The sequence below is a fragment of the Variovorax sp. MHTC-1 genome (assembly GCF_003984645.1).
Classification (GTDB): domain Bacteria; phylum Pseudomonadota; class Gammaproteobacteria; order Burkholderiales; family Burkholderiaceae_C; genus Variovorax.
Map to the genome: position 1 here is coordinate 146,693 of NZ_RWKI01000010.1, position 24,107 is coordinate 170,799.

Consider the following 24,107-nt stretch of genomic DNA (forward strand, 5'->3'; position numbering starts at 1 on the left):
GCGCACCGCCTGCTATCGGCACGCGAAGCTGGAGGCCGATTCGATGCTGCCGCCTACATAGGCTGCTGTCTTGGGATACGGGCACAGCGGCCGCGTGCGATCGGCCGACCAGTCGGCAGGCAACTCGGTGTTGACCACATTGGCGCCCGCTCCGCGAGCCGTGGCGATGATCGACGCAGGCGCCTTGCCCTGTTCCACCCACGCGACGAGCGGCGTCAGCATGTCGAACTGGTCGGTGGCCGGGCCGCGCCCGCAATGATTCATGCCGGGCACCGGAAAGAAGCGGGCAAAGCCGGACGCATCGCCGCCGTTCTCCGCGCGCAATTGCTCGTACCAACTGGTCGTGTCGTCCGAGGAAAACACCGCGTCGCTGGTGCCGTGATAGACGATGAGCTTGCTGCCGCGGTCGCGAAGCGCCGAAAGCTTGCTCGGGTTCGGCGGCGTCATGAAGGACATCGCCGACTCGGTGTAGAGCGCGGTACTCGCGAAGATGCTCGGCGCATCGATGTCCATGCTGAATCCGAGCGCGAAATCGATCCCGGAGGGGCGGCTCGTTCCCAACGGCGGGGTGCTGAAAACGAAGCCGACCGCGGCGGTATCCAGGCTTTGCGAATTGGAGAACTCCCACTGGCGCCAATCGGCACGGTTGATGCCGGCATCGTAGGGAAAGCTGCTGTAGAGCGCCGTGCCCGCGCTGTTTTTCGCGCCGGAGAAGACGTTGTCGAGCGCGCTCTTTTGCGCGGCCGTGAGGCAGCTGCCGTCGCGCGCGCCGCCGCATGTGGGTACGGCGGTCGCCAGATCGAATGCCTGTTTGCACATCTGGACGTCCGCGACGATCCCGTCCGCCGCTCCGTCCAGTGCGTCACAACGCGCGAGCACCGCGTTGGCCACGGTGTTCATCTCCGCTTGCGTGAAGGCGGTCTGCAGATCCGGCTTGCCGGCTGCCGTATTGGCCGTCGTCACCTTGGCATATTGCTGCACGCCATAGAGCTGAGCCACTGCAGCCTTCGGCAGGTTGAAGCCGGGATTGCCGGCCAGGATGCCGTCGTATTGGCTGGCGAATCGCGCTGCTGCCACCATCGCGTGGCGGCCGCCGTTCGAGCAGCCTCCGAAATAGGAGCGATCGGGTGCGCGGCCATAGGCCTTGGCGACCAGGTTCTTGGCCATCGGGGTCAGCTGCGCCACGGCGTTGTAGCCATAGTCCAGGCGCGCTTGCGGATCGATGCCGAAAGTCGGAATCTGCGCGCCGGAGTGCCCGGCGTCCGAACTGATCACGGCGAAGCCCATGTGCAGGGCAGTGGTCTTCGGCGATCCTCCGCCGATGCTCCCCGTTGCCGGAACCACGTTCCCATCGAGCCCGCCGTTGGCCTGATAGAAGAAGCGGCCGTTCCAATTGACCGGCAGGCGCATCTCGAAGCCGATCGCGTAGGTCTTGCCGTCGACGCCGCTGGTTCGCTGATTCATCTGGCCCTGCACGCGGCAGTGCTCCGGCACCGGCGCAGTCACGCCGGCTACGGCGAGCGCGCCAGCGGCCACGGATGTGGCGCTGGTGTAGACCGTATTGCTGAACGCTGCCTTGCTTGCGAGGTCGGTACAAGACTGCAGCGTGCCGGGGCGCGCTTCCGACGGCGTAGCCGGCGTTGCCGGAACGAAGGCCAAGCCGCCGCCGCCGCCGCCCCCGCCGCAGGCGGCAAGCAGGGATGCCGCAGCCAACGCTGCCCATCTGGGACGGCATGAGGAATAGAACGCGATCTGACCCATGGTTGTCTCCTGGACCGGGGCGGACCCGGGTGGTCATAACGTTATTTCAAATAATCAATATAGTTTTTTGGAATAACTAAAAAATAGGGCAAACCCGTACCCGAAGACGTGTCGATGCGGCGGCTGCGCGATGAAGTGGGCGATGGTTCATGTCGTCTGACGTCATAGGTGTAGGTGGACCTGAATGTGAAGCAGGTTGATTGGCTCCTCCAGTGGGGAATCGTAGACCTTGGCATGCCTATCATGGTTTCCACCAATCCTGCCGTCGACTTCGAGTCATACGATGACCGACGACATGCCGCGCCGTAGCGCCAAGAATCATGACAAAACTGGCGTTCCGGCGTACATGCCGCCGAAGCCGTGCCGTGCGCCTGCCGTCCGGCCGGATCTCGTCCACGGCCCGATCCCCGGCCACCAGGGCGTGAGAGTCCCCGGTGTCACCGAGGTGGGCAAATCCACCTTTGAGGAGCAGCGATGAAACGCAGAAGATTCGTGATGTCCGGACTCAGCCCGATCGCCCTGGCCGCCTGCGGTGGCGGCGGCGATGGCGGCGCCTCAGCCCTTGCCGGCGCCGGGAGCTCGAAACCCGAGGCCGTCGCGGACGAGAAACCTGACGCCGGCGACAAGCTGCGCAAGCGCGTCCGCTCGGCGCTGCGGCAAGCGGTCCGCTTCATGGACGAAGAGGTGTCCTACCGAGGCGGCTACGTCTGGGCCTACCTGCCCGACCTGTCGGTCAGCTGGGGCGAGATGGAGGCCAAGCGCACCATGTGCTGGATCCAGCCGCCCGGCACGCCTTCGGCCGGTCACGCCTTCCTCGACGCCTACCACGCGACCGGCGACGAGCTCTTCTACAAGGCCGCCGAGCGCACCGCGCGCGCGCTGGTCGCGGCCCAGCATCCGGCGGGCGGCTGGAACTACATCTACGACTTCGCCGGCGAGGCGTCGCTCAAGCATTGGTACGAGACGATCGGCGCCAACGGCTGGCGGCTCGAGGAGTTCCAGCACTACTACGGCAACGCGACCTTCGACGACGCGGGCACCGCGGTGGCGTCGCAGTTCCTGCTGCGCATGTACCTCGAGAAGCGCGACTGGCGCTTCCGCGGCCCGCTGTACAAGGCCATCGACTTCGTGACCAGCGCGCAGTTCAGCAGCGGCATCGCCGACGGCGGCTGGCCGCAGCGCTATCCGCCGTTCCCGGGCTCGGTCTCGTCGATGCCGCTGCCTAACCCGCAGCAGCTGCCGCCCGGCGCGACCCAAGGCATGGAGGACGGCGACTACACGCGCCAGATCACGTTCAACGACGACGTGGCCGGCGAGAACATCAAGTTCATGCTGATGTGCGTGGTGGGACTCGGCGAGACCCGCCTGATCGAGCCGGTGCAGCGCGCGATGCAATGCCTGCGGCGCCTCCAGCAGCCGGGGCCGCAGGCCGGCTGGGCGCTGCAGCACCTGACCGAGGATCGCGACGGCCGCCCGGCCGGGGCTCCGGCCGGCGCGCGCACCTACGAGCCGCGCTCGCTCGCGACGCACACGACGCAGACCAACGTGCTGCAGCTGTTCCACTACTTCCGGCTGACCGGCGACAGGACGTTCCTGGCGCGCGTGCCGGAAGCGATCGCGTGGCTCAACAGCTGCAAGCTGACGCCCGAGATGATTGCCGACAACCCGCTGCTCGCCGGCCGCACGCATCCCACCTTCATCGAGCTGGGGACGAACCAGCCGCGCTTCGTCCACCGCTACGGCTCGAACATCTGGAACGGTGCGTACTACTTCGATCACGACCATCGCGCCACGCTCAGCCACTATTCGGCGGGCCGCAGCGTCAACATCGGCAGTCTTCAGGCAACCTACGACCAGCTCGCGTCGATGAGCGATGCCGCGATCGCCGAGATGACTGCGGGGTCGCCGCTGAAGGCCACCAGGCCGAGGGACCTGCCGAAGTACTTCTCGCTGCGCGAAGTCGACTTCCCCGACCTGTTCGCGGGCGCGACCATGACCAGCCCGACGGTCACCGAAGCGCAGGCGCAGGCGGTGGTCGATGCCCTCGGCGAGAAGGACTATTGGCTCTCGCCGATCGCGTTCGTCACCAACCCGTTCCGCGGCAACGGCCCCACCACGCCGTATACAGGCGACGCCTACCGCAGCAGGCACGTGGGCGATATCTACGACACCTCGCCGTATGACCCGCTCACCCCGCCGGAGATCGAGCCCTACCAGCCACGCGAGCGTCCGCTGGGCATCTCGACCAGCGACTTCGTCGCCAACACGGGCAAGCTGATCGCGTTCCTCGCGCCGGTGGCTTGAGAGCGGGGCGGGTGAATCCGCGGTAGCAGAAAGGCTGGTGCACCAGCCTTCTGCTAGCCCGTCCGCTGCGCCTGCAGCAGATCGGCCACTTGCCTGCGCAAGGCTTCGTTCTCGGCCTTCAGCTCGGCCACGCGCTGCTGCAGCTGTTGCACGAGGTCGAGCTTTGCCGATTCGTCGGAGGGCGCCGGCTCATCGCGCGGCTTGCGCCTGGCTTCGCGGACGCGCCTGGCGGCCTGTTTCAGCTGATCCTTGCCGGCGATCGCGGCGGCCGCCTGTTCTTCGGCCGGCAAGGTCGCCACGGCTGCGGCGGCATTGATCGAGATCGTTCCGGACTTGACGGCCGCCACCAGCTCGGGCGCGGCCTGCTTCCGGATCTTCTCGATCATCACGACCTGGCTGCTGCTGATGCGCGCCGCCTTGGCGACGGCTTCGCGGCTGTTCAGGGACGCGGGCGCCTCCGCTGGGGCCTCCGCCTCTGCCGGCGCGGCCGCTGTCGACATTCGAGCCTGCCGCTCGGCCACGATCTCCTTCTTTCGCAGCGCCAGCACGCCGCGCAGGAAGTCCGAGACGCTGCGCCGGCCCAGGTGCTGGTCGATCATCCACAGGTGCACGTCCTCCATGGTTTGGAAGCGCGCGTTCTGCACCGTCTGGAACGGCAGCCCGTGCTTCTGGCAGATGCCGTACCGGTTGTGGCCATCCACCAGGACATCGCCCCACAGCACCAGCGCATCGCGACAGCCTTCGGCCAGGATGCTTCGTTCCAGCGCTTCGTGTTCCTCGGGAGTCAACGGGTCGATATAGGTTCTTAGTTCTTCGTTGACGACGATATTCATGGATGCGGGATCAAGGCTGGGGGCGGCATTCTCTCAGAGCGCGAGCTGCATCTCCACCTGGCGGATGCCGGTCGCCAGCCCGCGCGCGGTCGCCGCGCGAAACAGGACGCTGTCCGCCGGCTCGTCGACCAGCCGCCATGTCGTGCCGGCGCGCGCGCAGGCGAGAGCGTCTAGGAGATCGGAAGCCGCGGCCTCGTCGAGCGCACCGGCATCGAGCAGCGCGCTGCTAGCGCCGGCTTCTAGATAGACGGCATAGCCGACGACGGCGCCGCTGCGCTTTACGCCGAGGGCCACCGCACCCTCGGCCGCGACGGCGTCCAGCACCGTGGGGATTTCGCGGCGCCAGGTCGGACGTGTGTTCGCGCTGCAGAGCGCGTGCGCAGAGGCGAGGGATGCCGCATCGAGCGCCACACCGGCAAATGCGCGGCCTTGGGCGAGTGTTCCCTCCAGAACCACCAAGGGCCGAAGCTCTGCGAAGCCTGCCTTGCGGTACAGCAGCCGGGCCGGGTTCTGCTCGATGACCTCGAGGATGACTTCGCGCATCCCCGCGTCCGACAAGGCCGAGATCTGAGCCTCGAGCAGCTCCCTTGCCCGCCCTCGGCCCCGCTGCGCAACGGCGATGCCGAAGCCGGCGAGGTAGGCACGGCCCTGCCTGCGGCCCGCGAGCGAGATGCCGTGGAGTGCGCCATCGATCGCGAGCACCCTGGAAAGCGCAAGGTCGGCATTCGCGCGCCGCAGATGTCTCTCGAAGAGCGCCTCGGTGAAGGCAATGGGAACGAAATAGTTCTCGTAGGCGCGATTCCAGAGCGCGGTGAGTTCGCTGCGGCCGAACTCGGTGGCGGGGATGAAGCGGGTTTCAGGCCTGTTCTGCATTCAAAGTCCCGCGGCCAGCGAGCGCGGAACCTTGACCCGCATGTCCAGCAGCATTTGCGCCATGCCCTTGCCGAGCGGGTCCATGCGCATGGAGGACGGCCCGCCGCCGTCGAGCGCATCGTGCAGCAGCAGGTTCATCGCGGCGATGCCGGGCAAGTAGAAGCGTTCCACCCTGCCGTGAACCAGGTGCGCGAAATAGGCGCGCACGGCCTCCGGCGTCACGCGCTCCCACAGCAGCGGCAGCCACTCGGGGCGGCGCGCGACCAGGCCGATGTTCGAGAGGTTGCCCTTGTCGCCGCTGCGCGCCCAGGCGAGCTGGAGCAGGCGTACCTCCTCCATCGCTTCGCTGGGCTCGGTCCAGGGAGGCGGTGCCGCGGCCGCAGGCGCGATGCCGTCGCCGTCGCCCGCTGGAATGGGCACCGCATGGCGCTCGCCATCGAGCACGAAGGCGACGGGCACGGCCCGCTTCTCCAGCAGAAAGGCGAAGGGCTCGATCAGCGGCGAAACCGAAGGCCGTCCGCCACCCGGGCCCGTGGTGCCGGGCGCCCACGAGGTGCCCGCCGGCGCGATCTCGCGCGAAAACATCGCGAGCGCGGCCTTCTGCGGATGGTTGGCGACCACGCGCATCATGACCTCGCGCGACGCCCGCGTGCGCGCGTGCGGGCCGTAGAGCGACTCGGCGCCGATCACTTCGATATGGGTGGAAGTGAAGGGTGGCTGCCCGCTCTCGCGCAAGATGCGGCCGGTGCGTTCGATGATCGCCTCGGCCGTGCGCCGCGCCTTCTTCTCGGCATCGATGCCGACGATCACCAGGCTGCCCGCGCAGCGGTAGCCGCCCTGCTGGGTCGCCGACACCTTGTAGCTCGGCGTCGGCGGGCGTCCCTTGGCAGGACTCACGCGCACGCGGTTCTCTCCCTGCTGCTCGATCGAGACCTCGCGGAAGTCGCAGCTCACGTCCGGCAGCAGGTAGGCGCCCGGGTCGCCGATCTCGTAGAGCAACTGCTCGGCGACCGCCGCGCGGATCACCTTCCCGCCGGTGCCCTCGGCCTTGGTCACGACGAAGCTGCCGTCGACATGGCACTCGACGATCGGATAGCCGATGTTCGCCCAGTCGGGAATGTCTTCCCAGTCGGTGTGCAGGCCGCCGGTCGCCTGGCAGCCGCACTCGATGATGTGGCCGGCCAGGCTGCCGGAGGCCAGCAGGTCGAAATCCGAGGCGGTCCAGCCGAACTCGTGCATCAGCGGCCCCAGCGTCACCGCGCTGTCGACGCAGCGTCCGGTGATCACCACCTCGGCGCCGGCCGCGAGCGCGGCGGCGATCGGCAGGGCGCCGAGGTAGGCGTTGGCGCTCAGCACCTTCCCGGGCAGGGATTCGCCGCTGAACATGTCCCGGACGCCGTGCTCGCGCAAGGCCGGCATCTGCGCGCCGATGTCGTCGCCCTCGACCACCGCGATGCGCAGCGCGATGCCTTCGGCCTCGGCCAGCGCGCGCAGTGCGGCTGCGCATCCGTGCGGGTTGATGCCGCCCGCGTTGCTGATCACCTTGATGCCCTGCCGCTTCACTTCGGCGAGCACCGGCTTCATCGCGATGTCGACGAAGTCGGTGGCCCAGCCCAGCTCGGGCTGCTTGGCGCGCGCGGCCGCAAGGATGGCCATCGTGGTTTCGGCCAGGTAGTCGAACACCAGGTAGTCGAGCCGGCCGCCCTTCACCAGCTGCGGTGCGGCCACCATGCTGTCGCCCCAGAAGCCCGAGGCGCCGCCGATGCGGACGATCTTGCTGCTTGTCATGAAGATGCAGCTTAGCGATCCGCCGCGCGCCGCGCTTGCGCCAACTCGCTGCGGCGCAGCCACTTCGCACAAGACCTGGGCGCTCCGCGCCGCTAGCCTCCGTTCATGGATTTTCTCGATGCGCCGCCGCTGCCTTTCTATTTCAGTCCGGACCACGAGCAGTTCCGCACCGGTGTGCGCGGCTTCATCTCGCGCGAGATCACGCCCCACGTGAACGCGTGGGACGAGGCGGAGACCTTTCCGCGCTCGCTCTATGCGCGCGCGGCCGAGCTCGGCATCCTGGGACTGGGCTACCCGGAGGCATACGGCGGCACGCCGGCCGACCTGTTCTATCAGCTGGTGGTGGCAGAGGAATTCGCGCGCTGCGGCTCGGGCGGCGTGCAGGCCTCGATGAACTCGCACGGCATCGCGCTGCCGCCGATCCTGGCCGCGGGCAGCGAGGCGTTGAAGCGCCGCGTCATCCCGCCGGTGCTCGCGGGCGAGAAGATCGCCGCGCTGGCCGTCACCGAGCCTTCGGGCGGCTCCGACGTGGCCAATCTCCGAGCCACCGCGATCCGCGACGGCGATCACTACATCGTGAACGGCGAAAAGACCTTCATCACCTCGGGCCTGCGCGCCGATTTCATCACGACCGCGGTACGCACCGATCCGAAAATCTTGGGCGCCGGCGGCATCTCGGCGCTCGTGATCGAGGCCGATACGCCGGGGCTCACGCGCACCCCGCTCAAGAAGATGGGCTGGTGGAGCTCCGACACGGCGCACCTTCGCTTCGACGACTGCCGCGTGCCGGCAGCCAACCTCGTCGGCGAGGAGAACCGCGGCTTCAAGCTCTTCATGCACAACTTCAACAACGAGCGGCTGCTCATGGCGTCGCTGGCCTGCGGCTATGCCGAGGTCTGCCTGGAGGAGGCGGTGGACTGGGCGCGCCAGCGCACGGTCGGCGGCACGGCGCTGTCCGAGCGCCAGGTGGTACGCCACAAGCTGATGGACATGACTCTGCGCATCGATGCCGCGCGCACGCTCGTCTACGACCTGGCTTACCGCGTCGAGCACCGGCTCGCGGATCCGGCGCAGCTGGTGGCGCGTATCTGCCTCGCCAAGGTGCAGGCCACGCAGGCGATGCAGTTCTGCGCCGACCAGGCGGTGCAGCTGCTGGGCGGCATGGGCTACATGCGCGGCACGAAGAGCGAGCGCATCTACCGCGAGGTCAAGGTGATGATGATCGGCGGTGGATCGGAAGAGGTCATGAAGGACCTGGCCGCGCGGCAGCTGGGCCTCTGAGGCGCAAGGAAAAAGAACGTGGCAAGCATCGAGTCGACCATCTATCCCGACAGCGAGTCCTTCCACGCCAACCGCGAGGGCATGCTGGCCTTGCTCGAACGCGTGCGTGCCTGCGAGCGGCGCAGCGCGGCGACTTCGGCGCGATCGCGCGAGCGCTTCGAGCAACGCGGACAACTCTTGCCGCGCGATCGGGTTGCACTGCTGCTCGACCCCGGCTCGCCCTTCCTCGAAATCGCATCGCTGGCCGGCCTGGGCATGGACAAGCCCGAGCTCGACCAGAGCGTGCCGGGCGGCGGCATCATCGGCGGCATCGGCTGGGTGTCGGGCGTGCGCGTCATGGTCAACGCTTCCGATTCGGGGATCGATGCCGGCGCGCTGCAGCCCATGGGCCTGGACAAGGCGCTGCGCATGCAGGAGCTCGCGCTCGAGAACAAGCTGCCCTATGTCCAGCTGGTGGAGAGCGCCGGCGCCAACCTGCTCACCTACAAGGTCGAGGAGTTCATCAAGGGCGGCAGCCTGTTCCGCAACCTCGCGCGCATGTCGGCGGCCGGCCTGCCGGTGATCACGGTGACGCACGGCTCCTCCACCGCCGGCGGCGCCTACCAGACCGGCCTGTCGGACTACATCGTGATGGTGCGCGGCCGCTCGCGCGCCTTTCTCGCCGGGCCGCCCCTGCTCAAGGCCGCGACCGGCGAGATCGCGACCGAAGAGGAACTGGGCGGCGCGCTCATGCACACCTCGATCTCCGGCCTCGGCGACTACCTGGCGGAAGACGACCGCGACGCGATCCGCATCGCGCGCGAGATCCTCGCCCACATCGACTGGAACCGCGATCTGCCGGCCGAGCCGCCGCGCCGCTTCAAGCCGCCGCGCCACGACGCCGAGGAACTGCTGGGCATCATGCCGATAGACCCCAAGCGCCCTGTCGACATGCGGCAGGTGATTGCGCGCATCGCCGACGACTCCGAGTTCCTGCCATTCGGCGAGGGCTACGGCAGCGCCACCGTGGTCGGCCACATCAAGATCGAGGGGTTGCCGCTCGGCGTCGTCACCAACAACGGCCCCATCGACAGCGCCGGCGCCAACAAGGCGACCCATTTCATCCAGGCCTGCTGCCAGGCGAAGACGCCGATCCTCTACCTCAACAACACGACCGGCTACATGGTCGGCAAGGCGCATGAGGAGGCCGGCATGATCAAGCACGGCTCCAAGATGATCCAGGCGGTGACCAACGCCACCGTGCCGCAGATCACGCTCTACTGCGGCGCCTCCTACGGCGCGGGCAACTACGGCATGTGCGGGCGCGGCTTCCATCCGCGCTTCTGCTTCTCGTGGCCCAACGCGAGAACGGCGGTGATGGGCGCCGAGCAGGCGGCCGGCACCATGGTCATGGTCACCGAGGCCGCGATGCGTCGCAAGGGCGCGGTGGATCAGGCCAAGCTCGACGAGCTCGAGCGCCGCATCATCGAGCGCTTCGAGAGCCAGACCAGTGTGTTCACCACCAGCGCGCGCCTGCTCGACGACGGCGTGATCGATCCGCGCGACACGCGCGCCGTCATCGCGCAGCTGCTCTCGATCTGCCGCGATGCCGAGCTGCGCCGGCCGCAGGCGATGCAGTTCTCCGTGGCGCGCCCCTGAGCCATGACCATGCAGCCCACACCGTTCCGGAAGATCCTCATCGCCAACCGCGGGGAGATCGCGCTGCGCATCATGCGCAGCGCGCGAGCGCTCGGCTATCGCACGGTGGCCGTGTATTCCACCGCCGATGCCGATGCGCGCCATGTGCAGGAGGCCGACCAGGCGGTCTGCATCGGCGAGCCCTTGCCGTCGCAGTCCTACCTGTGCATTCCTGCGATTCTCGAAGCGGCCGCAGTGGCGGGCGCGGACGCCGTGCATCCGGGGTATGGCTTCCTGGCCGAGAACGAAGGCTTCGCGCGCGCCTGCCGTGAGGCCGGCCTGGTGTTCATCGGCCCCTCGCCCGAGGCAATCGCCGCGATGGGCCACAAGGCCGGCGCCAAGACGCTGATGCAGGCGGCCGGCGTGCCCTGCATTCCCGGCTACCAGGGCGACGACCAGAGCGCTGCGCGTCTTGCGTCCGAGGCCACGCGCATCGGCTTCCCGGTGATGATCAAGGCCGCGGCCGGCGGCGGCGGGCGCGGCATGCGGCTGGCGTCCTCGGCGACGGAGTTTCCCGAATTGCTTCGGAGCGCGCGCTCCGAAGCCGAAGGCGCTTTCGGCAATCCGGAGCTCATCCTGGAGCGCGCGATCGCGGCGGCGCGCCACATCGAGATCCAGGTCCTCGCCGATCGTTACGGCCATGCGATTCATCTCGGCGAGCGCGACTGTTCGGTCCAGCGCCGCCACCAGAAGCTCATCGAGGAGGCGCCCTCGCCGGCGGTTGACGCGGCGCTGCGCGAGCGCATGGGCGCGACCGCCGTCGCGGCGGCGAAGGCCATCGGCTACGAGGGCGCGGGCACCCTCGAGTTTCTGCTCGACGGCGAAGGCAACTACTACTTCATGGAGATGAACACGCGGCTGCAGGTGGAGCATCCGGTCACCGAGGCGATCACCGGGCTCGACCTGGTGGCGCTGCAGCTGCGCGTCGCGGCCGGCGAGCCCTTGCCGCTGGCGCAGGAGGACGTGCGCTTCGACGGCCACGCGATCGAGGTTCGCCTCTGCGCCGAGGATGCCGCGCAGGGCTTCATGCCCCAAAGCGGCACCATGGCGCTGTGGCGGATGCCGGCGCAGCTGCGCGTCGAAGATGCACTGCGTTCGGGCGCCGGGATTCCGCCTTTCTATGACTCGATGATCGCCAAGCTCGTCGCGCACGGCCGCACGCGCGAGGAGGCGCGCCGCAAGCTGATGGCCGGCCTCGAGGACGCGGTGGCGCTGGGCGTGACCACCAACCAGTTCTTCCTGCAGCGCTGCCTCGCGCACCCGGTGTTCGCGGCCGGCGGGGCGAGCACCGCCTTCATCGACCAGTACCAGGAAGAACTGCTCGCACCGGACGGCGCCACGCAGGATCGTGCCGCCGCGCTCGCGGCCGTGCTGCTCTGCGAAGACAGCGGCGATCGATCGCATCAAGGCCACAGCATCACGCATACGCTGCCGATCCCGCTGCGCTTCACGCTCGATGGCCGGATGCTCCACGCCAGCGTCGTGCGTACGCATCCCGATCGGTTCAGCGTGGGCATCGACGAAAGCGTCTTCGAGATCGATCGAATCGAACGGGTGCAGGCCTCGGTGCGCTTCGCCTGCAACGGCCTGGCCGAACACGCGGCCTGCCATCGCGATGGACCCTTGCTGCTGCTGCACTACCGCGGCCGCCAGCTGCGGGTGGAAGACCACACGCGCGCGGCCGCGCTCAAGGCCGGCGACGCGGCCGGCGACGGCAAGCTGCGCGCATCGATGAACGGCCGCGTGGTCGCGGTGATGGTGGCCGTCGGCGACACCGTCGAGGTCGGCCAACCCATCGTGACCCTGGAAGCCATGAAGATGGAGCACGTGCACGCAGCGCCGTCCTCGGGCCGGGTGACCGCATTGCATGTGAAAGCCGGCGACCAGGTCGCCGCCAGCCGCGTGGTGGCGGAGCTCGCGATCGAGGCGCCCTAGGCCTGCACAGCCCGCCGCAGCGCGGCCCGCGCCAGAAGGCGCGTGGAGTCGAGCAGCGGAAGCGGCGAATTCGTGTCGTCGATGATCAATGGAATCTCGGTGCAGCCGAGGATGACGGCATCGCAGCCCTCGTCCTTCATGCGCCCGATGACCTGCTGGAAGCGGGCCACCGCCTCGGGCTTGAACACGCCGTAGACCAGCTCGTCCATGATGATGCGCTGGATGTCGTCGCGTTCGGTGTCGCTCGGCCGCACGCAGATCAGGCCGCGTGCCGCCAGCTTTTCGGGATAGACCTCGCTGTTCACCAGCCAGCGCGTGCCGGTCAGGCCGAGCCGGCGGAAGCCGCGTTCGACGGCCTCTGCCGCAACCACTTCGGCAATATGCAGCCAGGGCAGCGGCGAGCGCGCTTCGATGAGCGGCAGCGCCTGATGGATGGTGTTGTCGGGACAGACCAGGAAATCGGCGCCGGTCTTCGCGAGCTTGTGGGCCGAGGCGAGCATCAACTCGCCCACCCCCTGCAGGTCGCCGCGGTCCAGGCACTCGACGTACTCGGCGAGCGAGGGCGTGTGCATCGATACCTCGGGATGGGCGTGCGGGCCCAGGAGCCGCGTGCCTTCGGCGCAAATGGTCTTGTAGCAAAGGCCCGCGCCTTCGGCGGAGCAGCCGACGATTCCGATGTGCTCGGGCATGCTCAAGCCGCCTTCTTGATCGCCTGCCCGAACGCGATCAGGTTGCCATCTGGCGCCAGCACCAGCAGTTCGCGCTGGCCGTAGTCCTGATCGATCGGGCCGTGAACGTCCTTGTCGGGAAGCGTGTCGAGCTTCGGCTTGAGCTCGGCATAGAGCCTGTCGACATCGACCACATCGATGTAGGAGGCGTAGCGCCGGTCGCCGGGAGGCACGGTGCAGCCCTTCTCCAGCCCAAGGATGCGAAAGGCCACTTTCTCACGGTGCAGGTAGGCATAGCCTCCATCGCGGTAGCCGACCGTGAATCCGAGGATGTCGGTGAAGAAGGCGAGGGCACGGTCGAGCTCGGCGACGTGCATGAAAGGCGTGACCTGGATGAAGTTCGACATGGACCGTCTCCTTTTTGGAAGACGCCATTGAACCTCAAGTCCGATAGGGCCTGTTATTAATAACAGGCCCTAGCGGCCCCTCGGCTGGAAGTCCGTGCTGTGCAGGCAGATGGCGGCCGTCGGGTTCTCGCGGTAGCGCGCGGTCGCCAGCGCGTCGATCGAGTCGGCGTTCTCCGCATAGGCGCGCACCAGTTCAGTGTCGCCCTCCGGTGCATGGAAGCGGGCGTGCAGCGCCTCTTCGTCGATCCGGGCAATGATGCGTGCGCCGTCGTACCCGTCGGGGTAGATCGCGAACTGGACGCTGCCGGTTGCGGGATGAAAAGTTGCTTCGGAGGCCATAGGAACTTTCGTATTCGTTACGGCAGTATCGGATTTTCGGGTTCAGCAAGAAATAAGCCCGAAGCTCTATGACGTCCCGAAGGTGTGAAGCATTTCTCGAATCGCTTCGACAAATGGGGCCGGAAGTCCGCCGGCGCTGGTGCGCTCAGTGCTCGGCGAGCATGCCGCGCTCTTCGATGAAGGCCACGACTTCGGCCAAGCCCGTGTGGGTCTTGAGGTTTGTCATCACGTAAGGCCGCTGCTTGCGCATGCGCCTGGTGTCGGCCTCCATCACGCCGAGGTCGGCGCCGACGTAGGGCGCGAGGTCGGTCTTGTTGATCACGAACAGGTCGCTCTTGGTGATGCCGGGGCCGCCTTTGCGCGGGATCTTCTCGCCGGCCGCGACGTCGATCACGTAGATCGTGAGGTCGCTGAGCTCGGGGCTGAAGGTGGCGGCCAGGTTGTCGCCGCCGCTCTCGACGAAGACCACGTCGGCATCGGGAAACTCGCCGAGCATGCGGTCGATGGCCTCGAGGTTGATCGAGGCGTCCTCGCGGATCGCGGTGTGCGGGCAGCCGCCGGTCTCCACGCCCATGATGCGCTCGGCCGGCAGCGCGCCGGCCACCGTCAGCAGGCGCTGGTCTTCCTTGGTGTAGATGTCGTTGGTGATGGCAATCAGGTCGTACTTGTCGCGCATCGCCTTGCACAGCATCTCGAGCAGCGTGGTCTTGCCGGAGCCGACCGGCCCGCCGATGCCCACGCGCAGCGGCGGCAGTCTCTTGGTGCGGTGGGGGATGTGGTGCAGGGCGGAGGTCATGATGATTCGCTTTTAGCTTCTGAAAAGGCGCGAGTACTGTGTTTCATGGCGCGCCGACAGCACGGCGAGCATGGGGGAAAAGGCCTGGCGTTCATCATCCGCCAGTGTGAGCGCACTCAAGACGGCTGTGGGGATTTCCGCGGCCAGGCGGCCCAGCATGCGCTGGCCGGCGCTCTGGCCCAGCGGCACGGCCTTGACGGCCGCCGCCACCATGTTCTCGGCCCAGCCGAAGGCGAAGGCCAGGCAGGCGTCGCGCACCGGCGCCCCGGTGCGGCTGGCGGCGAAGGCGAAGGCGATGGGATAGCTTGCAGGCAGGCCATCGAAGACGCTCGCGGTGTCGGCATGGTGCAGCTTGAGCCACTCGACGAAGGAGCGGCCCATCTGCTCGGTCTGCAGCAGGAACTCGGCGGATTCGCGGGTCTGGAACACCCAGTCGTTGAGCGCGCGGATGCGTGCCGTGTCGCCGTCGTGCCAGGCCGGAACCGCCTGCGCCACCACGGCGAGATCGGCGCGCGCCAGGCTCAGGTGAAGCTGGTCGGCCAGCCAGTCGGAGGCCGCCTCTTCGGTGGCGAGACCGGCCCATTCGATGCCCGCTTCCAGACCTTCCGAATAGGAGAAGCCGCCGACTGGCAGCGCCGGCGAGGCCAGCCAGATCAACTGCAGCAGGCTGCCAGCGGGCAGGGCGCCCGGCGCGTCGTCCATCAGTGCGAGTGCCCGTGCGAATGATCGTGGCCGTGGTCGTGCGCATGCGGCGCCGAGTACGCGTCCGGATGCAGCACCGGCCCCACCGGCGCTGCGCCATGCGAATGGCCATGGCCGCCGCCCTGCGCGCCATACGCGCCGCCCTCGGGCTCGAAGGCCTCCTCGGCTTCGCGCACGATCAGGTGCATCGAGCGCAGCATGGCGGCCAGCACGTGGTCGGGCTCGATCTTCAGGTGGTCGGGCTTGAGCTCGATCGGCACATGCCGGTTGCCCAGGTGGTAGGCCGCGCGCATCAGGTCGAAGGGGGTGCCGTGCTGGCTGCAATGCGTGATGACCAGCACCGGCTGTTTGGCCGCGATCACCTTGATCAGCGAACCGTCTTCCGCCACCAGCACGTCGCCGCCGCGCACCGCGGTGCCGCGCGGGAGGAACACGCCGACCTGGCGGCCGTGCGAATCGGTGGCATCGAAGCGGCTTTTCTGGCGCACGTCCCAGTCGAGTTCGACCGTGGCGGCGCGCTTAAGCAGAACGGGCGCGAGGCCGCCGCCCTGGGGCATGAGTTTGTTGGCTGTGAGCATGGGGGGTCAATCTGGGTGTGTGCTGCGGCCATTCGATAGTGGCGATCCCTAACAGCGGCTGTACGACGATGACTATTCTGCAGTTGACTCAAGTCGGTGAAGACTCGGTGGGCTTGATCCTGCCTGAGGAATTGCTCGTGCGGCTGAACTGGAAGGCCGGCGACACGGTCTTGCTAGCCAAAAGCGCCAACGGCTTTTCATTGTCAAGGCCAACTGACGACTTCGAGGAACAGATGAAGATCGGTAGGAAGATCATGCGCAAGCGCTGGGGCGTACTGCGCGCGCTAGCCAAGAGCGACACGCAAGACCCGAGCTAGAACAAAAAATACCGCTGCGTCATCGGCAACGACACCGCCGGATCGCAGGTTAGCAACTGCCCGTCGGCCCGCACCGCATAGGTCTGCGCATCGATCTCCATCTTCGGCGTGTAGGCGTTGTGCACCATGTGCTGCTTGCGGATGCCGCGGATGTTTTTCACAGCGCTCAAGGTCTTGACGAGGCCGTAGCGTTCGCCGATGCCGGCCGCCAGGCCGGCTTGCGAGACGAAGGTCAGCGAACTCTTCGCCAGCGAGCCGCCGAAGGCGCCGAACATCGGGCGGTAGTGCACCGGTTGCGGCGTCGGAATGGAGGCGTTGGGGTCGCCCATCGCGGCCATCGCGATGGTGCCGCCCTTCAGGATCGCGAAGGGCTTGACGCCGAAGAAGGCCGGCTTCCACACCACCAGGTCGGCCCACTTGCCGACCTCGATGCTGCCCACCTCGTGCGCGATGCCGTGCGCGATGGCGGGATTGATCGTGTACTTGGCGACGTAGCGCCTGGCTCGGAAGTTGTCGTTGCGCGCGCCGTCTTCCGGCAGCTTGCCGCGCTGGCCCTTCATCTTGTGCGCCGTCTGCCAGCAGCGGATGACGACCTCGCCGACCCGGCCCATGGCCTGGCTGTCGGAGCTGAACATGCTGATCGCGCCGAGGTCGTGCAGGATGTCCTCGGCCGCGATGGTCTCCTTGCGGATGCGGCTCTCGGCGAAGGCCAGGTCCTCGGGGATGCCGGCATCGAGGTGGTGGCACACCATCAACATGTCGACGTGCTCGTCGAGCGTGTTCACGGTGTAGGGCATGGTCGGATTGGTGGAGGAGGGCAGGAAGTTCGGCTCGCCCACAACGCGCAGGATGTCGGGTGCATGGCCACCGCCGGCGCCTTCGGTGTGGAAGGCGCAGATCGCGCGGCCGCCCACGGCCGCGATGGTGTTCTCGACGAAGCCCGATTCGTTCAGCGTGTCGCTGTGGATCGCGACCTGCGTGTCGGTGGCGTCGGCCACGTCGAGGCAGTTGCTGATCGCGGCCGGCGTGGTGCCCCAGTCTTCATGCAGCTTGAGGCCGATCACGCCGGCGTCGATTTGCTCCTGCAGCGCAGCCGGCAGGCTCGCATTGCCCTTGCCCAGAAAGCCGAGGTTCATCGGGAAGGCGTCGGCCGCCTGCAACATGCGCTCGATGTGCCAGGGCCCGGGCGTCGCGGTGGTCGCGAAGGTGCCGGTCGCGGGGCCGGTGCCGCCGCCGAGCATGGTGGTGACGCCCGAAGCCAGCGCCTCCTCGATCTGCTGCGGGCAGATGAAGTGGATGTGGCTGTCGATGCCGCCGGCGGTGACGATGTTGCCCTCGCAGCTGATGACCTCGGTGCCCGGGCCGATGACGATGTCCACGCCCGGCTGCACGTCCGGGTTGCCGGCCTTGCCGATCGCGACGATGCGCCCGCCCCGGAGGCCGATGTCGGCCTTGACGATGCCCCAGTGGTCGAGGATCAGCGCATTGGTCATCACTGTGTCGACGGTTCCTTCGGCGCGCGTGCGCTGCGACTGCGCCATGCCGTCGCGGATCGTCTTGCCGCCGCCGAACTTGACCTCTTCGCCGTAGCCGCCGGCGCGCAGGGTGTAGTCCTCCTCGACCTCGATCACGAGGTCGGTGTCGGCGAGACGCACGCGGTCGCCGACGGTAGGGCCGAAGATTTCGGCGTAGGCACGCCGCCCGATCGTTGCCATCTCAGCTCACCCCCAGGCTTCGCGCACTTCGTGTCGCTTCGCCAACCCCCTCACCGGGGGCAACACCAGCGGCCCGGCAAAGCCGGTTCCGCGGTGTTTCACGAACAGAGGGGCGCGTCTTTGCCTTGCGGAATTGCTTCATCTCAGAGTTTTCCTTGAACCAGGCCGCGGAAGCCGTAGACCACGCGGTCGCCGGCGAAATCGACCAGCTCGACCGTTCGCTGCTGGCCCGGTTCGAAACGCACCGCCGTGCCCGAGGCGATGTTCAATCGCATGCCGCGCGCGGCCTCGCGGTCGAAACCCAAAGCGCCGTTGGTCTCGGCGAAGTGGTAGTGCGAGCCGACCTGGATCGGACGGTCGGCGGTGTTCTGCACCACCAGCGTGATCGCGCGGCGGCCCGGGTTGAGGACGTGGTCGCCCCCGTCGGTGATGAGTTCGCCGGGAATCATGATGCCTCCGCCGCCGGGCCGCCCCAAGGCGGAGGCGCCTCCCCCTCGGGGGGTGGCGAAGCACACGAAGTGGCGAGCCGGGGGGCGGTCATACAACGCCGCCGAGCAATGCGACACCGAAGATCGCGACCGCGGCGCCCGCGACGCGCGGCAGCCAGCGCTTCGCATGGCGCAGCGACCAGCCGATCGCGATGCCGGCCGCATGCAGCAGCACCGTCGCAGCGAGCATTCCGGCCAGCGTGAGCGCGGCACCGGATTCACCTGCCAGCTCCTGGCCATGCGCGACGCCGTGGAACACGGCGAACAGGCCGACCAGCGCTGCGGCGGCCAGCGCCGGCAGGCGACGCTGCGTGAGGACCAGCAGGCCCAGCACCAGCAGCGACGCAGCGATCATGGGCTCGACAACGGGGAGTTGCACGCCCGCCAACCCCAGCAACGCGCCAACCAGCAGCATCGACGCGAAGCCCAGCGGCGCCCACAGCATGTCGGGCCAGGCGCGCCGAGCCGTGAGCGCGCTCCACAGGCCGACCGCCACCATCGCGGCCAGGTGGTCGACCCCCGTCAGCGGATGCAGGAAGCCGGACATGAATCCGTGGTGCATGCCGGCATCGGCGCCGGTGTGGGCGGCTGCGGCGAACGGCAGTGCCGCGATCAAGAGCAGGGGGGCTTGGCGAAGAAGGCGCATGGTGGTGGCGGGTGGTTTTTTAAACGATGGGTTGGTGCACGGTCACGAGCTTGGTGCCGTCCGGAAAGGTTGCCTCGACCTGGATGTCCGGAATCATCTCGGCCACCCCGTCCATCACGTCGGCGCGCGACAGCACGCTGCGGCCCTCGCTCATCAGGGCCGCGACGCTCTTGCCGTCGCGCGCACCCTCCATCACGGCCGCGGAGATGAGCGCCACGGCCTCGGGATAGTTGAGCTTCAGTCCGCGCGCCCGGCGCCGTTCGGCCAGCAGGGCGGCGGTGAAGATCAGCAGTTTGTCTTTTTCTCGCGGTGTCAGTTCCATGGTCGTCGGCTTTGCAACACTCGTGCCGCCGTCGCTCCCCGCGTGCCGGTGGCATGAAAGCTGCACTTTGAACCCGTGGACTCTACCGCCGTTCCCCCGCTCCCGAGCGACGAAGCCCCGCAGCGCATCGTCAAGGTCCGGCGCGACTACAACAGCTGGGTGGCGCGCGAGACGCTGGAGGACTACGCGCTGCGCTACACGCCCCAGCGTTTTCGCCGGATGTCGGAGTGGCGCGTGGCGAACACGGCATTCGGCGGCGCGGCCTCCTTCCTGATCCTCGAAGCGGTCGGCGCCACGCTGCTGGTGCAATACGGCTTCATCAATGCCGCCTGGGCCATCCTGGTCACCGGGCTGATCATCTTCCTGGCCGGCCTGCCGATCAGCGTCTACGCGGCGCGCTACGGCGTCGACATGGACCTGCTCACGCGCGGCGCCGGCTTCGGCTACATCGGCTCCACGCTGACCTCGCTGATCTACGCCTCCTTCACCTTCATCTTCTTCGCGCTCGAGGCGGCGGTGATGGCCTATGCGCTCGAGCTCGCTCTGGGCATTCCCGTGGTGTGGGGCTACCTGGTCTGCGCGCTGGTAGTGATTCCGCTCGTCACGCACGGCATCTCGGCCATCAGCCGGCTGCAGGTCTGGACCCAGCCGATCTGGCTCGTGATGCTGGTGGTGCCTTTCGGCTATGTGCTGGCGCGCGATCCTGGTGCGTTCGAGGGCATCGTGCACTACAACGGCGTCAAGCCCGGCGCCATCGGTTTCGATCTGCACCTGTTCGGTGCCGCGCTCACCGTCGGCATCGCGCTGATCACGCAGATGGGCGAGCAGGCCGACTACCTGCGCTTCATGCCGGTTCGCACGGCGGCCAACCGCGGCCGCTGGTGGGCCGGCGTGCTCGTGGGCGGGCCGGGCTGGGTGGTGATGGGCGTGCTCAAGATGCTGGGCGGCGCACTGCTCGCGTACCTCGCCATCGGCCACATGGTGCCGCCCGAGCGTGCGGTCGATCCCAACCAGATGTACCTGGCGGCCTACGAGTACGTGTTCCCCCAGTACGGCTGGGCGGTGGCCGCGACGGCGCTGTTCGTGGTCATCTCGCAGCTCAAGATCAACGTCACCAACGCCTATGCAGGCTCGCTCGCCTGGAGCAACTTCTTTTCGCGCGTCACGCACAGCCATCCCGGCCGCGTGGTGTGGGTGGTGTTCAACGCGCTGATCGCCTTCATGCTGATGGAGATGAACGTGTTCGAGGCGCTGGGCGACGTGCTCGGCCTCTACGCCAACATCGCGATCGCCTGGATGATGGCGGTGGTGGCGGACCTCGTCGTCAACAAGCCGCTGGGCCTGTCGCCCCCGGGCATCGAGTTCAAGCGCGCGCACCTGTGGGACATCAATCCCGTAGGCGTGGGCGCCATGGCGCTGGCCTCCGCCCTGTCGATCACGGCGCACCTCGGCGTGTTCGGCCCGATGGCGCAGGCCTTCTCGGCGCTGATCGCGCTGGGCACAGCCTTCGTCGCGGCGCCGCTGATCGCCTGGGCCACGCGCGGCAAGTACTACATCGCGCGGGTGTCCGACGACTGCGGCGCGGCGCCTTTCGCGCCGGCCTCCGGCCGCTCGGCCGTGCGCTGGGCACGCGTCGAATCGGAGGCCGGCAGCTATCGGCGCTTGAGCACGCAGCGCTGCGTGATCTGCGAGCGCGAGTACGAAGGCCCGGACATGGCGCACTGCCCCGCCTACCAGGGCGCGATCTGCTCGCTGTGCTGCACGCTCGATGCGCGCTGCGGCGATCTCTGCAAGCCTCAGGCGAGCCTTTCGGCGCAGTGGTCGGGCACGCTGCGCTGGCTGCTGCCGCGCCGCGTCTGGCCCTACCTCGACACCGGGCTCGGCCACTTCCTGCTCTTGATGCTGATCGTGGTGCCGCTCCTGGCCGCGGTCTTCGGCGTGCTCTATCAGCAGGAACTGCGCGGCCCGGGCGCGGGCGCGCTGGCCGAGGCCGCGCAGCCGGCGTCCCTGCGCTCGGGTTTTCTCAAGGCCTACATGGCGCTGCTCTTGATCGCCGGCATCGTCGCCTGGTGGCTGGTGCTCGCGCACCAGAGCCGCAAGGTGGCGCAGGAGGAATCGAACCGCCAGACCCACCTGCTGGTGCGCGAGATCGAGCTGCACCGCGAGACCGACCGCGCCTTGCAGGCCGCCAAGCAGACGGCCGAGCAGGCCCGCGAGCAGGCCGACCAGGCGAACCAGGCCAAGAGCCGCTACATCAGCGCCATCAGCCACGAGCTGCGCACGCCGCTCAACAGCATCCTGGGCTATGCGCAGCTGATGGGCGAGGATGCGGCCGTGCCGCCGCACCGGCAGCAGGCGGTGGCGGTCATCAAGCGCGGCGGCGAGCACCTGCTGTCGCTGATCGAAGGCACGCTCGACATCGCGCACATCGAGGCCGGCAAGCTGACGCTTCAGGCCAAGCCGATGCAGTTCGCCGAGCTCATGAGCGAGCTGGCCGACATGTTCGCGCTGCAGGCGGCCGAGAAGGGCCTGGCCTTCCGTTTCGAGCCCGCTGGCGAACTGCCCGAGCTGGTGCGCGCCGACGAGCGGCGCGTGCGGCAGATCCTCATCAACCTGCTGGGCAATGCGATCAAGTTCACTGCCAGCGGACAGGTCACGCTGCGCCTGCGCTATGCGCGCGAGTTCGCGGCCATCGAGGTCGAGGACACCGGTCCCGGCATGTCGACCGAGGAACTGAACCGGATCTTCGAGCCCTTCGCGCGCGGCACCACCGCCGGCCCCTCGGCGCCGGGCGCAGGCCTGGGCCTCACGATCGCGAAGATGCTGATCGATCTGATGGGCGGCGAGATGCACGTGCAGAGCGCGCCCGGCGCCGGCTCGGTGTTTCGGGTGCGGCTGTTCCTGCCGCGCGTGCACGAGGCGCCGGCCACCGGCGGCCGGCGCTCGACCGTGGCCGCGCCCCGGCTGCGGCGCGGCTACGAAGGCCCGCGCCGGCGCCTGCTGGTGGTCGACAACGAAGAAGCCGATCGCGATCTGCTCGTGCATGTGCTCGCGCCGCTGGGCTTCGAACTGCGCACGGCGGCCAGCGGCCACGATGCGCTGGACCTGGTCGCCACTGGCTGGCACCCCGACGCGATGTTCGTCGATCTCGCGATGCCGGGCATCGACGGCTGGGAAACCATCCGCCGCGCGCGTGCGCTCGGCCTTGCCGGGGCGGCGGTCGCGATCGTCTCGGCCAATGCCTTCGACAAGCGGCTGGACAACGACGTCGGCATCGCGCCCGATGACTTCTTCGTCAAGCCGGTGCGCCACAGCGAGCTGCTCGACTGGCTCGAGCGCCGGCTCGCGCTGCGATGGACCGACAACGCCGTCGTGCCGCCGCCGGCGCCTGCGCCGACAGCGGCCGTGCCGCCCGATGCGGCCAGCTTGCGCGCACTCGAAGAGGCGGTCGGCCTCGGCTACTTTCGCGGCATCATGAACCAGCTCGATGCCATCGACGCGGCCCAGCCCGAATGCGCGGGCTGGACCGCGGCGCAGCGCGCGCTGGCGCGGCAGTTCCAGTTCGAGGCGATCAGCCGCGCCTTGGTTGCAGCGGCGGGCACGCCATGAGCAGCGAACTCACGCCACCCCTCGTTCACAGCCTGCGCGAGCACGCCGGCACCGGCGATCTCGTGCTGATCGTCGACGACGTGCCCGACAACCTCGCCGTGCTGCACGATGCGCTCGACGAATCGGGTTACGCCGTACTGGTCGCGACCAGCGGCGAGCAGGCCCTGCAGCGCGCAGCCCAGGCGCGCCCCGACATCGTGCTGCTCGACGCGATGATGCCGGGCATCGACGGCTTCGAGGTCGCGCGCCGCCTCAAGGCCGATGCGGCGACCGCCCATATCCCGATCGTCTTCATGACCGGCCTCACCGAGACCGAGCACCTGGTCGCCGCGCTGGAGGCCGGCGGTGTCGACTACGTCACCAAGCCGATCAAGCCCAAGGAAGTGCTGGCGCGCATGAACGTGCACCTGCAGGGCGCGCGTACCGCGCGGCAGGCGGCGCAGCAGGCCGGCCAGGCGCGCAATGCACTGGACGCCTTCGGCTACGCGAGCTTCACCGTTCGCATGCCCGAGGGCCGGCTCATCTGGCAGACCGCGCTGGCGCGCGACCTGCTGCAGCGCTACTGCGCCACGGCCGCGCCGGCCACGCCGCCGGTGGTGCTCGAATGGCTGCGCCAGCACCTGCCCGATGCGCAGCAGCGCCAGGTCGAGCCGCCCGTGCTCACCATCGCGCAGGGCGCCGCCAACCTCAGCCTGCGCCTGCACCAGCAGACCGGCCACGACGAGGACGGCGACGACTGGCTGATCATCATGCGCGAGGACTCCGGCACCTCGGTGATCGAGGCCATGAGCCTTTGCCTGAAGCTCACCGCACGCGAGGCCGAGGTGCTGTACTGGGTGGTCAAGGGCAAGACCAACAAGGACATCGGCGAGATCCTCGGCGCGAGCCCGGCCACCGCCAAGAAGCACCTGGAGCGGGTGTACGTGAAGCTGGGCGTCGAGACCCGCACCGCGGCCGCCGGCGTGGCGATGAAGCGCATTCGCGAGCTGCAGCCGCAGTTCGAAATATGAAGGACATCGACCGCCTGCGGCGTCGGGGCCGGTCGAGCTGGTCCTCGACATCTACCGC

The 24,107-nt window shown here is 68.2% G+C and carries 22 protein-coding genes; 8 read left to right on the forward strand and 14 right to left on the reverse strand.

Features of this window, described 5'->3' with window-relative positions:
* Positions 1–12 precede the first annotated feature (12 nt).
* Entirely contained in the window at positions 13–1,761 is a 1,749-nt protein-coding gene (locus tag EJI01_RS18330) for a tannase/feruloyl esterase family alpha/beta hydrolase (RefSeq protein WP_126838553.1), read from the reverse strand.
* Positions 1,762–2,044: 283 nt separating this feature from the next.
* Here EJI01_RS18330 and EJI01_RS18335 point away from each other — a divergent pair, with 283 nt between their 5' ends.
* Together EJI01_RS18335 and EJI01_RS18340 are read left to right on the forward strand one after the other, a co-directional pair.
* Complete coding sequence (locus EJI01_RS18335) at positions 2,045–2,239, forward strand: hypothetical protein (RefSeq protein WP_126838554.1); 195 nt, start codon at positions 2,045–2,047, stop codon at positions 2,237–2,239.
* Positions 2,236–4,065 (forward strand): pectate lyase, encoded by a 1,830-nt coding sequence (locus EJI01_RS18340; RefSeq protein WP_126838555.1) that lies wholly within the window; start codon positions 2,236–2,238, stop codon positions 4,063–4,065. Before EJI01_RS18335 ends, EJI01_RS18340 begins: the two co-directional genes overlap by 4 nt.
* Before the next feature lie 53 nt (positions 4,066–4,118).
* On the opposite strand, the gene EJI01_RS18345 is transcribed toward EJI01_RS18340, so the two are convergent.
* From EJI01_RS18345 to EJI01_RS18355, 3 genes are read right to left on the reverse strand one after another with little or no spacing between them, the layout of a single operon-like run.
* A complete protein-coding gene (locus EJI01_RS18345; protein ID WP_126838556.1) occupies positions 4,119–4,898 on the reverse strand; it encodes a plasmid replication/partition related protein in 780 nt (259 codons plus the stop codon).
* 33 nt (positions 4,899–4,931) lie between these two features.
* Positions 4,932–5,771, reverse strand: a complete 840-nt coding sequence (locus tag EJI01_RS18350; protein WP_126838557.1) for a GNAT family N-acetyltransferase — start codon at positions 5,769–5,771, stop codon at positions 4,932–4,934.
* Positions 5,772–7,559 (reverse strand): acyclic terpene utilization AtuA family protein, encoded by a 1,788-nt coding sequence (locus tag EJI01_RS18355; RefSeq protein ID WP_126838558.1) that lies wholly within the window; start codon positions 7,557–7,559, stop codon positions 5,772–5,774. It lies immediately after the preceding gene.
* Positions 7,560–7,664: 105 nt separating this feature from the next.
* Here EJI01_RS18355 and EJI01_RS18360 point away from each other — a divergent pair, with 105 nt between their 5' ends.
* Genes EJI01_RS18360 through EJI01_RS18370 form a run of 3 tightly spaced genes read left to right on the forward strand, consistent with a single transcriptional unit; the run spans position 7,665 to position 12,452 of the window.
* The gene (locus tag EJI01_RS18360; protein WP_126838559.1) at positions 7,665–8,840 is read left to right on the forward strand and encodes an acyl-CoA dehydrogenase family protein; all 1,176 of its coding nucleotides are present in this window, start codon (positions 7,665–7,667) and stop codon (positions 8,838–8,840) included.
* Positions 8,841–8,858: 18 nt separating this feature from the next.
* Complete coding sequence (locus tag EJI01_RS18365; protein ID WP_126838560.1) at positions 8,859–10,478, forward strand: acyl-CoA carboxylase subunit beta; 1,620 nt, start codon at positions 8,859–8,861, stop codon at positions 10,476–10,478.
* Positions 10,479–10,481: 3 nt separating this feature from the next.
* Positions 10,482–12,452, forward strand: a complete 1,971-nt coding sequence (locus EJI01_RS18370) for an acetyl-CoA carboxylase biotin carboxylase subunit (RefSeq protein WP_409513966.1) — start codon at positions 10,482–10,484, stop codon at positions 12,450–12,452.
* On the opposite strand, the gene EJI01_RS18375 is transcribed toward EJI01_RS18370, so the two are convergent.
* The 6 genes from EJI01_RS18375 to ureE all read right to left on the reverse strand — a co-directional run bounded on the left by EJI01_RS18375 (position 12,449) and on the right by ureE (position 15,942).
* On the reverse strand, positions 12,449–13,141 hold the full coding sequence (locus tag EJI01_RS18375) for an aspartate/glutamate racemase family protein (RefSeq protein WP_126838562.1): 693 nt from the start codon (positions 13,139–13,141) through the stop codon (positions 12,449–12,451). The two genes, EJI01_RS18370 and EJI01_RS18375, sit on opposite strands and share 4 nt — an antisense overlap.
* A 2-nt stretch (positions 13,142–13,143) precedes the next feature.
* Entirely contained in the window at positions 13,144–13,527 is a 384-nt protein-coding gene (locus EJI01_RS18380; RefSeq protein WP_126838563.1) for a bleomycin resistance protein, read from the reverse strand.
* 69 nt (positions 13,528–13,596) lie between these two features.
* Positions 13,597–13,866 carry a hypothetical protein gene (locus EJI01_RS18385; protein WP_126838564.1) on the reverse strand — a complete coding sequence of 90 codons (270 nt, stop codon included), beginning with the start codon at positions 13,864–13,866 and terminating at the stop codon, positions 13,597–13,599.
* 145 nt (positions 13,867–14,011) lie between these two features.
* Positions 14,012–14,662 (reverse strand): urease accessory protein UreG, encoded by a 651-nt coding sequence (gene ureG, locus EJI01_RS18390; RefSeq protein WP_126838565.1) that lies wholly within the window; start codon positions 14,660–14,662, stop codon positions 14,012–14,014.
* Positions 14,663–14,674: 12 nt separating this feature from the next.
* Positions 14,675–15,364, reverse strand: a complete 690-nt coding sequence (locus EJI01_RS18395; protein ID WP_126838566.1) for an urease accessory protein UreF — start codon at positions 15,362–15,364, stop codon at positions 14,675–14,677.
* Positions 15,364–15,942 carry an urease accessory protein UreE gene (gene ureE / locus EJI01_RS18400; RefSeq protein WP_126838567.1) on the reverse strand — a complete coding sequence of 193 codons (579 nt, stop codon included), beginning with the start codon at positions 15,940–15,942 and terminating at the stop codon, positions 15,364–15,366. The genes EJI01_RS18395 and ureE overlap by 1 nt, the downstream gene beginning before the upstream one ends.
* A 68-nt stretch (positions 15,943–16,010) precedes the next feature.
* On the opposite strand from ureE, the gene EJI01_RS18405 reads away from it, so the two are divergent.
* Entirely contained in the window at positions 16,011–16,259 is a 249-nt protein-coding gene (locus EJI01_RS18405; protein ID WP_126838568.1) for an AbrB/MazE/SpoVT family DNA-binding domain-containing protein, read from the forward strand.
* On the opposite strand, the gene ureC is transcribed toward EJI01_RS18405, so the two are convergent.
* The 4 genes from ureC to EJI01_RS18430 form a co-directional block, all read right to left on the reverse strand.
* Positions 16,256–17,974 carry an urease subunit alpha gene (gene ureC, locus EJI01_RS18410; protein ID WP_126838569.1) on the reverse strand — a complete coding sequence of 573 codons (1,719 nt, stop codon included), beginning with the start codon at positions 17,972–17,974 and terminating at the stop codon, positions 16,256–16,258. The two genes, EJI01_RS18405 and ureC, sit on opposite strands and share 4 nt — an antisense overlap.
* 143 nt (positions 17,975–18,117) lie before the next feature.
* On the reverse strand, positions 18,118–18,423 hold the full coding sequence (locus EJI01_RS18420) for an urease subunit beta (RefSeq protein ID WP_126838570.1): 306 nt from the start codon (positions 18,421–18,423) through the stop codon (positions 18,118–18,120).
* An 88-nt stretch (positions 18,424–18,511) separates the two neighbouring features.
* Positions 18,512–19,108 (reverse strand): HupE/UreJ family protein, encoded by a 597-nt coding sequence (locus EJI01_RS18425; protein WP_126838571.1) that lies wholly within the window; start codon positions 19,106–19,108, stop codon positions 18,512–18,514.
* Positions 19,109–19,127: 19 nt separating this feature from the next.
* Complete coding sequence (locus EJI01_RS18430) at positions 19,128–19,430, reverse strand: urease subunit gamma (protein ID WP_093108993.1); 303 nt, start codon at positions 19,428–19,430, stop codon at positions 19,128–19,130.
* A gap of 75 nt (positions 19,431–19,505) precedes the next feature.
* Between EJI01_RS18430 and EJI01_RS18435 the strand changes: the two genes are divergently transcribed.
* Entirely contained in the window at positions 19,506–23,039 is a 3,534-nt protein-coding gene (locus EJI01_RS18435; RefSeq protein ID WP_260602512.1) for an ATP-binding protein, read from the forward strand.
* On the forward strand, positions 23,036–24,049 hold the full coding sequence (locus EJI01_RS18440; protein WP_126838572.1) for a response regulator transcription factor: 1,014 nt from the start codon (positions 23,036–23,038) through the stop codon (positions 24,047–24,049). Before EJI01_RS18435 ends, EJI01_RS18440 begins: the two co-directional genes overlap by 4 nt.
* The last annotated feature ends 58 nt before the right edge of the window (positions 24,050–24,107 follow it).